A 10,241-nucleotide genomic window follows, 5' to 3' on the forward strand; every position below is an offset into this window, starting at 1 on the left:
AATTAGTGAGCTGAAGCACCTGAAGTTGTGTCAGGTTCTGGTTCTGGCTCTGGCTCAGGTTCTTCTTCAGCTTCTGAAGCACCTGAAGCAGCATCTTCTACTAAGCCATACTTGTCAGCAAAGTAACTAAATGGTTTCAAGCCTTCAGCTTGATACTTCTTAACAAATTCTGGGTCATCAAGAGTATTCAATTCAGTTGAGTAAGGCATATCATGAGTGAACTTAATGTCAACTAACATTGGTCCATCCATTTCCTTGAATTCTTTAACTGCGTCTTCGAATTCTTTCTTAGTACGTACAGTTACACCTTTTACATTCATACCTTCAGCAACTTTAGCCCAGTCGTTGTTTGGCAGAATAACACCTGATAATGGTTGGTGTGATTCATCAACTTGTTCAGCTTCAATGTAACCTAAAGTATCATTAGTGAAGACAACGTTCATAATGTGCATATTGTAACGAGCTTGAGTCAACAACTCTTGGTTCATCATGGCAAAGCCACCGTCACCACTTAAGTTCCAAACTTCACGCTCTGGGTGAGCAGTTGCTGCTGCAAGTGCAGCTGGTGAACCAAAGCCCATAGTTGCGTACAAGCCTGAAGTTGCCCAAGTTTGGTCATCATGCAAGTTTACTAAACGTTGGAAGTCAATGTTAATGTTACCAACATCAATAGCAAATTGTGCGTCATCATCAGCATATTTATTGATAATGTCAAAGATTGGTTCACGGCGAATTGGCATTTCGTCTGAATCATCAAAGCTGTGTTCCCATTCTTCCCAGTTTTCACGGTCTGCAATAGCAGCCTTGTAAATTGGTGATTCTTCACGAGCTTGACCTGCGTCAATCATAGCTTGTAAAGTCTTAGCACCATCAGCCAAAATTGGAACATCAACGGCGTGACGCTTGCCTAATTTTTCTGAGTCAACATCAATTTGGACAACTTTAGCCTTAGGATCAAAGAAGAATAATGAGAATGGTGAGTCATTACCAACCCAGATAACTGCATCAGCATGGGTTTGGATGTCATCACTTGGCTTAGGTGCAACACGGCCAATTGAACCCATATAAGCTGGGCATTTATCTTCAACAACTCCCTTAGCCATAACTGAGGACATCAATGGGGTCTTGAATTTTTCAGCGAATTTTTCTAAGACATCGCCATGACCCTTCATACCTAGACCAAAGTAAACAACTGGATTCTTTGCTTCTTCAAGAAGCTTAACAGCTGCTTCAACTTCATCTTTCTTAGGAGCTGCATAGTTTGGAACAGCTTGCATTGCATTGTAATTTACACGGTAATTGTCATCAATCTTGTCCCAGCCAAAATCCTTAGGAAGAATTAAGACAGCTGGACCCTTCTTAGCATAAGCTTGACGAATTGCTTCATCCATCATTGAAGGGATTTGCTCTGCACGCTTAATTTGGTGGTTCCAAACAGCAACCGGATCAAACCAAGGCTTCTCGTCAAAAGCTTGGAAGAAGTCCATATCCTGACGACCAGTTGGAACGTTAGCTACAATAGCTACCATAGGAACTTTGTCGTATTTTGCATCGTACAAGCCGTTCATCAAGTGAACAGCACCAGGGCCAGCAGAACCGAAGCATACACCGATCTTGCCAGTAAATTTATATTCAGCTGAAGCAGCCAAAGCACCAGCCTCTTCGTGCCGAACTTCAATATACTTCAACTTACCCTTAAAGTCGTGGATAGCGTTCATTGTTGAGTCAAATGAGCCACCCGGAAAACCATAAATATGATCAATATGCCAGTCCAACAAAACTTGGAGCATGGCATTTGCGCCATTAATTTTTGCCATTTTAAAGTGCATCTCCTTAAATACATGTTTACTTACATATTGTATTAAAACATATAATTTCACAATTTCAAGTAAGCAAAATTAGTTATTAGCACAACATGTAAGCGCTTTGTAAAAATATTATCTTCACAAAGTTAAGCGCTATACTAATGACATTCAGATAACAGCAATAATTCCATTTGTGATTAGCTGATCATAGCGACCAAATTTGTGCATTTTTTGGTGTATTTAATCCTCAGAAAATATTTTTTATAAAGTTTAAATTTTTACTAAATTTAATGTTGAATTTTCTGATAACGACCATTTTGCACGTAAACGCTTAAAATGGCCATATCTGCTGGATTGACTCCTGAAATACGTTCAGCCTGTGCTATTGTCTCAGGTCTGATTTTGGCAAATTTCTCTCGTGCTTCTGTTGCTAAGCCATCTATTGCACTGTAATCAATGTCCACAGGAATTTTCTTTGCCTCTTGCCGGTGCAGTTTATCAATTTGTTGCTGTTCCTTTTTGATATAACCGGCATACTTAACGTTAATTTCAATCTGCTCTCTGACGTAGCGCTCATTTGAAATATGCATCCCTGTCAAACGCTCAATATCAGTCACCTTAACCTTAGGCCTTCTTAAGAAAACATCAGCCTTCACGCCGGCTTTTAACTTTTCTTCACCAATACTTGCAAGATACTCCTGGACCTCTTTTGTAGGATGAACCGTGATCTTTTTAACAGCTTGGGCAGCTTGAGCAATTTGTTCTTTCTTTGCTAAGAACTTAGAATAACGTTCTTCAGAAATCAAACCAAGTTTAAAGCCATAATCCGTCAAACGTAAATCAGCATTATCATGACGTAAAATCAAACGGTATTCTGCTCGTGAGGTCAATAAACGATATGGTTCTTCTGTTCCTTTAGTAACTAAGTCGTCAATTAAAACGCCGATATAGGCTTCATCGCGGCCTAGGGTAAATCCCGGCTGACCAGCAGCCCGCAAAGCTGCATTAATGCCAGCAATCAGTCCCTGTCCTGCTGCTTCTTCATAGCCGGAAGTTCCGTTCATCTGCCCCGCAGTAAACAAGTTTTTAATATTTTTGGTTTCTAAAGTATGCTTTAGCTGCCAGGGATCAATCACATCATACTCAATAGCATATCCGGGCCGCATCAATTCCGCATTTTCAAGTCCAGCTACCGAGTGCAGCATTTTTAACTGAATTTCTTCAGGCATTGAGGTTGAAAAATCGCCAACATAAACTTCTTTGGTATTTTTACCCTCCGGCTCCAAGAAAATTTGATGACGAGGCTTATCCGCAAAACGAACTACTTTAGTTTCAATTGACGGACAATAGCGCGGTCCTACACCCTTGATTTCTCCTGAAAACATAGGTGAACGGTTTAGATTTTGGTTAATTATTTTATGCGTGGTCTTATTTGTATATGTCATCCAGCATGAAACCTGATTCTTGAGGTAATCTTCATCTTTAGTTTCATAAGAAAAATGACGCGGAATTTTATCGCCAGGTTCTTCCTCAGTTTTAGAATAGTCAATGGTATTACTATTAACGCGTGGCGGTGTGCCCGTTTTAAAACGGCGCAGTTTGAAGCCCAGTTTTTCCAAATTTTCTGAAAGCTTAATTGCCGGTACAGTGTTGTTGGGACCGGATGAGTAATTCAATTCGCCAATAAAAATACGCCCGCGAGCTGATGTTCCTGTTGTGAGTACAACGCTTTTAGCATGGTACCTGGCTCCTGTATTGGTAATTAGCCCTCTGCAAACTCCATCTTCAACAATTAATTCATCAACTGTCGCCTGTCTCAAAGTCAAATTAGGCGTATCCTCAATCACTTTTTTCATCTGTTCGTGATACTGCCACTTATCGGCTTGTGCGCGCAATGCCCGTACAGCTGGCCCTTTACCTGTATTTAGCATCCGCATTTGAATATAGGTAGCGTCAATATTTTTACCCATTTGACCGCCCAAGGCATCAATCTCGCGCACCACTGTTCCTTTAGCCGGGCCTCCTACTGACGGATTGCAGGGCATAAAAGCAACCATATCAAGGCTAATCGTCAAAAGTAACGTCTTTTGGCCCATTCTGGCACTCGCCAGGGCTGCTTCACTGCCCGCGTGACCAGCACCAACAACAATGACATCATAATCATTTGAGTCATAACTTTTAATCATTAATTTTCACACCTATTTCCCTAAACAAAATTGACTAAACAATTCATTAACTAACTCATCAGGACTGCTTTCACCCGTAATTTGGCCTAGAGTGTCCCAGGCGCCGTTGAAATCAATTTGGGCAATGTCTATAGGAACTTCATCTTTTAATGCCTGAACAACGTCTTGCAGCTGCTTTTTGGCCTTTTCCAGTAAGCCAACCTGCCTTTGATTAGTTACCATGACCTGGTCATTTGAGTTCTCAATCCCCTTGAAAAACAGTTCTTTGATTGTTTTTTCTAATTGATCAAGATTTTGTTTTTGCAAAATTGAAATGGCAATAACCGGACTCTTGGTTAAATTTGTTATTTCAGCGGCAGAAATTTTTTGGCCCAAGTCGGTCTTATTTAAAATAACAATGCGCTTTTTCCCACTAGTAGCATCAATTAAGGCATAGTCTTCTGGAGTTAACTCCTTACTTGCATCAAACAAGAGCAAAACTAAATCTGCCTTTGCCAGTGCTTTTTTGGAACGCTCAACCCCAATTTTTTCCACCTTATTATCAGTGTGCCTGATACCTGCAGTGTCAATTAATTCTAAAGGTACGCCTTTAACAGAAACATATTCTTCCAAAGTATCACGGGTTGTACCGGCAACATCGGTCACGATCGCCGTATCACTTTTAGTCAGATAATTAAGTAAAGATGATTTCCCGACATTGGGCTGGCCAATAATCGCAGTAGCTAAGCCGTTACGTAACGCCGTTCCTTCACTTGCCGTTTTGAGCAATTTATCTATTTTAGCAATAACAGACTGAGAAACACTCACCATTTGCTTGGCCGTGACAGTATCAGCATCATATTCTGGATAATCAATGTTGACTTCAACATTGGCTAGCGTATCCAAAATTTCCTGTCTCATGACCCTGATTTTCTCAAGCAGACCGCCTTCCAGCTGCTTTTCTGCCACTTGCCGGGCCTTATCGGTTTTAGCGCGCACAATATCCATCACGCTTTCAGCCTGAGTCAAGTCAATGCGACCATTAACAAATGCCCTTTTAGTAAATTCACCGGGATCTGCCATGCGCGCACCGGTTTTTAATAATAATTGCAAAATATGGTTGGTGACAACAATGCCGCCATGACAATTAATTTCAACAATATCTTCCCTGGTAAAAGTCTTAGGAGCCAGCATTACAGATACCATAACTTCGTCAATCACCTGCTCACTTGCAGGATCAACTATATGTCCATAATGAATAGTATGCGTCGGCACTTTAGTTAAATTCGCACCCTTGAAAACCTGATTGGCAATTTTAACTGCTTCTTCACCAGACATGCGGACAATAGAAATGCCACCTTCACCAATTGGCGTTGAAATCGCTGCAATCGTATCAAACTCCGTTAAAGTTTGTGCCATGATTTTCTCCTTTTCAATAAAAAAAGCGCATTATTCCACCATGAATAATCATGATGGATAAAGCACTTTGACTACTTTATCTAAATCATTAATTTAGATTAATATTATTTTCTGCGTTTTAACCGTTTATAAGTTTTGCGCAATTGACGCTTACGTTCGCGCTCTTGGCGCTCTCTTTCTTCCTGTTCACGCCGATATTTAATAGGGTTTTGCAGAATGAAAGTTTGAACCACCTGGAACAGGTTGGAAATTACCCAGTAAACTACAATAGCTGACTGGAAATATATACCCATTACACCAACCATAATTGCCATACCATAAGTCATAATCTTAGTTGACAAGGTTTGTGATTCTTTTGGCGTAGATAATTGACTGATATAAGTTGATATAAAAGTCAAGACCATAGACAAAATTGGCATAATAAAGTATGGATCCGGCTTACCTAAATCCATCCACATAAAGTGGCCAGTTTGCAGTTGTGGTGTTTGCCAAATCGCACCATACAAAGCATACATAACCGGTAACTGAATAATTAAAGGCAAACAACCAGCATAAGGGTTAATTCCTGCCTCTTTATAGAGCTTATTTGTTTCTTGCGAAAGCAAAGTTCGCGATTCTGTATCACTACCGGGATACTTTTTACGTAAAGCATCTATTTCCGGCTGAATTTTCTGCATCTTGGTAGTGCTCTTAATCTGAATAGCACTAAGCGGATACAAAATAAGCCGTACTATAATAGTAAAGATAATAATTGCCCAACCGTAGTTGTTGCCTACCAGCTTAGACAGCCACAACAAAAACGTGGACATGTAATAAATGACCCAGCGATTCCACCAGCTGCCGCTTGTATGGGAAACAGGTTCTGGCTTGCCGTTTGATGCACATCCTGTTAAGACAACCGCTAATGCAACTACTGTCAGCAGTACAAGTAGACGCTTGACATTCTTTTTAGTTAAAATGTCTTTCACTCTAATCTTCCTCAACTTTATTCGGTATCTCTTCAATTATATTGGCTAAAAAGAGTGCATGCAAGAGATTCTTATGAACATCATCCCATTTAAAATCGCGCGCATATGGTCTAGCAATGACTAAAAAATCAATATGTGGTTTAATTAAAGGTTTATTTTCAGTAAGAACAGCGCGAATATAACGTTTGAGGCGATTACGCACTACAGCGGTGTGTCCGACCTTTTTACCAACAGAAATGCCAACACGAAAATGCTTGTTTTCCGGTTTGTCCATTTGATAAATCACAAAAGCACGATTTGCTACTGAATTGCCTGACTTAAAAACTGTCTGAAAATCATTTTCTGTTTTAACACGATAAGACTTTCTCAAAACGTTTCATTCCACTCTTAAAAATTAAAAAAACCACTGGGATTTCAGTGGTTTAAGCAGATAAGACTTTTCTACCCTTTGCGCGGCGTCTAGCCAAAACCTTACGGCCATTTGATGTACTCATCCGTTTCATAAAGCCGTGAACTCTTGAACGGTGACGCTTTTTAGGTTGGTAAGTTCTTTTAGTTGTCATTAAACTACACCTCCAATTTTTGTATGCAGACTGCACAATTTAATATCTAGGATACCATGATTAAAGTAAAAAACCAAGTAAAAAGAGAAAAAACATCAGGATTAATTACCAATTTAGGAATAATTTGTGACTTGGCTTAAACTGGCCGTAAAAAATTCTTGCAGTTTTCTATAACAAATCAGCCTTAGCAATTTCAATTGACGGGTAATGTCCAAGTGCTGGCAAATCGGTATCAAGCGGGCAAGAATAAACCATATAATAATCGCCTTCCGCCTGCTTGGCCGTCAGTTCTTCCAGCTTTTGTCTGGCACGTTCAACACTCTGCGTAATATAGACTACACTAACAACGCCCACCTTCTCTGCTGCAAGTGTACTAGTTTCAACACTGCCTTTTAGTATCACCTTTAAGTTGCCGTCGTCTTTTAGCCCCAACTCAACATAATCTTGATAATCCATATTGGTACCTCACAATAAATAGTTATTTTTATTTGTTATTAACCAGGCCATTCAGCACTTGGAGTAGTATCAAATAAAAAGCTTACTCATACCTTTACTCCTTCAATTATAATGGTGCTTTCTTTACAATCAAGTTTGATTATAGGTTTTGTATGGACTTTCACAAATTACTTTAAATAATAAGTATTAGGTTATTGTATCGATTCTGAGCTTATTTTTAAGAGTGCCTTTACGCCGCTGCAATGACACCCTATTAAACAAGTTGGTTTACACAGTACTTCACATTCTTTACTCTTTTTTAATCATCCTATTACTTATTGATGATAAAATTATCTTTGTAGGCAAGCGCTTTCCGTAGTGCTTAATACAATTTTGATATAAATAAAGGAGATTTTTATGGTAAGTGGTGTTTTTAAAGGTGCTGCTCAAGGCTTTCACAGCTTATTAACCAGTAATGTTACATTAAAGGACGGTAAAATAATCAAAGTTGCAGTTGACGGTGTTCAGCCATATACGGTTGGTTCCTACGCAATACCAACAATGATTAACAGAATTGAAAAAGCCGGCAATACTGATGTGGATGTTGTTACATCCGCTTCAGTAAGTACCTCAGCAGTTGTTAATGGCGTAAACAAGGCCTTAGAAGTTGCCCAAGGAAAATTAACTGCAGACGATGCCGTTAATCCTAAAGTAAAACCAAGTAAAAAACCTAACTATCCGGTTTATGCCAAAGTAAACAATAACAAGTATATCGCATCTCAAGTGCAATTTGACGATACTTATGACGTGATTGTTGTTGGTTCAGGTATCTCTGGATTATCTGCTGCTATTGAAGCAAAAAAGCATGGTAACAGCGTAGTTATTTTTGAAAAAACAGGTATGGTCGGCGGAACCAGTAATTATTCCGCTGGTGTCATTCAGGGTTCTGGCGATAAATATCAAAAAGAATTTACAAGCTATCAAAATGACAATCCTGAACTACATGCTCAAGAGTTAATTCAAGCAGGTGAAGGCAGAGTAAATCCTCAGATGATAAAAGAATTAGCCGAAGATTCTGCTAATAACATCGAATGGCTGGCAAGCTTAGGAATAAAATGGACATCTGTTTATGGCCACAGAGTTATTCCTTATGAAAACAAGGATTACTTTGCGCAAAGAATTCACGTTTATGAACACGGTGGCGGTTTAGGCAGTGGCTGCGTAATGATTGACGCTGTCAGAAAAGAAGCTGATCGTTTGGGAATAAAGATTTTCTTTGATACTCCTGTAATTAATTTAGTAACCACTAGCTATACTGACAAATCAGTTGTTGGCGTAGTAACTAATTGCAAAGGCAAAACTAGTTATTATCGCGCTAATAAAGGTGTAGTCCTTGCTACTGCAGGTATTGACTATAACGAAAAACTAGCTAAAGAATTTGCGCCGCAACAATATCGTGATATTAAAAATCATGCCTTGACTAATTCTAAATACGATACCGGTGACGGTATTTTGATGGGATTAGCACTTAACGCTGCAACTGAAGGCTTAGGCGGCTCTATGGATGTTGATTTCAAGAGCAATGTAGGTGCAGCAGATAATTTGCCGACACCGCCAATGTTCTACGTAAATGGCAACGGTAAACGTTACGTCAATGAAGATACTACTTACGGTTATCTAACCCGTGCCACTTACCAACAAGAACTAATTTGGGATAAACCAACTTGGCAAATTTTCGACTCATCAACCTTCTCTGCCCCATTTTCACCTTGGAAATCTGCTGCAGACACGGAGAAAGATATTAATTCCGGTCAAATGTTTAAAGCAGATTCAATTGCAGAATTAGCTGCTAAAATCAATGTACCAGCTGAAAACTTAAAGCGGCAACTAGAGACCTGGAATGAAAACGCCGCAAATGGTACAGATAAAGAGTTTGGCCGTAAAGAAGGCCTGCAAGAATTACATGCGCCATTCTATGCTTATGCTCACAAGGACAGCAATTTTGGAGCAATTGGCGGCTTGAAAGTAACTACTAATTATGAAGTAATTGATCATGATGACCAAAAAATTGCTCACTTGTATGCTATCGGCTGCAACTCCGGTGGCTGGAATGCAAATTATTACCCATCATCAGGTACTGCCTTAGCCGAAGGAATGCATTCAGGCCGCAGAGTCGGCAGAGTCCTCTCCGGTTTAGTAGAAGAAGTTAATGTTACGCCTGCAGAAACTGATGTAACAACCGGTTCATCAGAATATTAAAAAAATAATTTTTTAGACAAACAAGAAAAGCGTTCTTACTAAATTTTATTTTAGTAAGGCGCTTTTTCTGTGCTCAAGTTAAAAACAGCTTCTGTCGTTTTTTCAAAGTAATAATTTTGTTTAAAGAATTTTGCCAGCTTGAAGCCAAATAATTATAAGTTATTAATTATCAGTAGTACGGAGTTTTAAAGTAATAAGTGTGATCTTGCATTAGCGCTGCTTACTTTTTATTTTATGTTAAGACAAAAGTGAATTTTTCTACTACTAGTTCCAGATTAAATTTCGTCATATTTGTTTAAAAATAATATCCTAAAATTATACACAAGTGCAAATTCACATCATTTTACACACACTTATCCACAATCTACAACCTGTTTATAAAATTATACACAACATGTGGATAGTATGATTAATATAACTTGCAATATACTGCTATTTCAGTAAAAGATTTCCACAAGCTATAATGTAAATAAGATAAATATTACCCAATTCTTTTAAGCTAAAGTGAATTTCTTTCTAAAATCTATCCACAGCTTGTTAATTCTGAATTCTTTTTGTGCACCTGTGGAAAACATTTTTATTAGATGGTAAAATAAGTTTTGCGTAACGTAAGCGGAGGGAAATATT

8 protein-coding genes are annotated in these 10,241 nt (G+C 38.9%); 1 reads left to right on the forward strand and 7 read right to left on the reverse strand.

Going from position 1 to position 10,241, the window contains the following annotated elements; all coding sequences use genetic code 11:
* Nucleotides 1–2 precede the first annotated feature (2 nt).
* The 7 genes from spxB to F5ESL0260_RS09240 all read right to left on the reverse strand — a co-directional run bounded on the left by spxB (nucleotide 3) and on the right by F5ESL0260_RS09240 (nucleotide 7,376).
* On the reverse strand, nucleotides 3–1,817 hold the full coding sequence (gene spxB, locus F5ESL0260_RS09210; RefSeq protein ID WP_122026700.1) for a pyruvate oxidase: 1,815 nt from the start codon (nucleotides 1,815–1,817) through the stop codon (nucleotides 3–5).
* Between the two features lie 275 nt (nucleotides 1,818–2,092).
* Nucleotides 2,093–3,991, reverse strand: a complete 1,899-nt coding sequence (gene mnmG, locus F5ESL0260_RS09215; protein WP_122026701.1) for a tRNA uridine-5-carboxymethylaminomethyl(34) synthesis enzyme MnmG — start codon at nucleotides 3,989–3,991, stop codon at nucleotides 2,093–2,095.
* Between the two features lie 12 nt (nucleotides 3,992–4,003).
* Nucleotides 4,004–5,389 carry a tRNA uridine-5-carboxymethylaminomethyl(34) synthesis GTPase MnmE gene (mnmE, locus tag F5ESL0260_RS09220; protein WP_122026702.1) on the reverse strand — a complete coding sequence of 462 codons (1,386 nt, stop codon included), beginning with the start codon at nucleotides 5,387–5,389 and terminating at the stop codon, nucleotides 4,004–4,006.
* Nucleotides 5,390–5,493: 104 nt separating this feature from the next.
* Nucleotides 5,494–6,357, reverse strand: coding sequence for a membrane protein insertase YidC (locus F5ESL0260_RS09225; RefSeq protein WP_122026703.1), 864 nt, complete (start codon nucleotides 6,355–6,357; stop codon nucleotides 5,494–5,496).
* 1 nt (nucleotide 6,358) lies between these two features.
* Nucleotides 6,359–6,727 carry a ribonuclease P protein component gene (rnpA, locus tag F5ESL0260_RS09230; RefSeq protein WP_046325754.1) on the reverse strand — a complete coding sequence of 123 codons (369 nt, stop codon included), beginning with the start codon at nucleotides 6,725–6,727 and terminating at the stop codon, nucleotides 6,359–6,361.
* Between the two features lie 52 nt (nucleotides 6,728–6,779).
* A complete protein-coding gene (gene rpmH / locus F5ESL0260_RS09235) occupies nucleotides 6,780–6,920 on the reverse strand; it encodes a 50S ribosomal protein L34 (protein WP_003549412.1) in 141 nt (46 codons plus the stop codon).
* Nucleotides 6,921–7,088: 168 nt separating this feature from the next.
* Complete coding sequence (locus tag F5ESL0260_RS09240) at nucleotides 7,089–7,376, reverse strand: hypothetical protein (protein ID WP_122026704.1); 288 nt, start codon at nucleotides 7,374–7,376, stop codon at nucleotides 7,089–7,091.
* 396 nt (nucleotides 7,377–7,772) lie between these two features.
* Between F5ESL0260_RS09240 and F5ESL0260_RS09245 the strand changes: the two genes are divergently transcribed.
* Nucleotides 7,773–9,614 (forward strand): FAD-dependent oxidoreductase, encoded by a 1,842-nt coding sequence (locus F5ESL0260_RS09245; RefSeq protein ID WP_122026705.1) that lies wholly within the window; start codon nucleotides 7,773–7,775, stop codon nucleotides 9,612–9,614.
* Nucleotides 9,615–10,241: the final 627 nt, after the last annotated feature.

The organism is Lactobacillus sp. ESL0260, from assembly GCF_003692935.1.
Taxonomy (GTDB): domain Bacteria; phylum Bacillota; class Bacilli; order Lactobacillales; family Lactobacillaceae; genus Lactobacillus; species Lactobacillus melliventris.

Coding starts and splice junctions, on each gene's coding strand:
- rpmH (WP_003549412.1), bottom strand. CDS start 6,920: ATGACAACTAAAAGAACTTACCAACCTAAAAAGCGTCACCGTTCAAGA.
- mnmE (WP_122026702.1), bottom strand. CDS start 5,389: ATGGCACAAACTTTAACGGAGTTTGATACGATTGCAGCGATTTCAACG.
- spxB (WP_122026700.1), bottom strand. CDS start 1,817: ATGGCAAAAATTAATGGCGCAAATGCCATGCTCCAAGTTTTGTTGGAC.
- F5ESL0260_RS09240 (WP_122026704.1), bottom strand. CDS start 7,376: ATGGATTATCAAGATTATGTTGAGTTGGGGCTAAAAGACGACGGCAAC.
- F5ESL0260_RS09245 (WP_122026705.1), top strand. CDS start 7,773: ATGGTAAGTGGTGTTTTTAAAGGTGCTGCTCAAGGCTTTCACAGCTTA.
- mnmG (WP_122026701.1), bottom strand. CDS start 3,991: ATGATTAAAAGTTATGACTCAAATGATTATGATGTCATTGTTGTTGGT.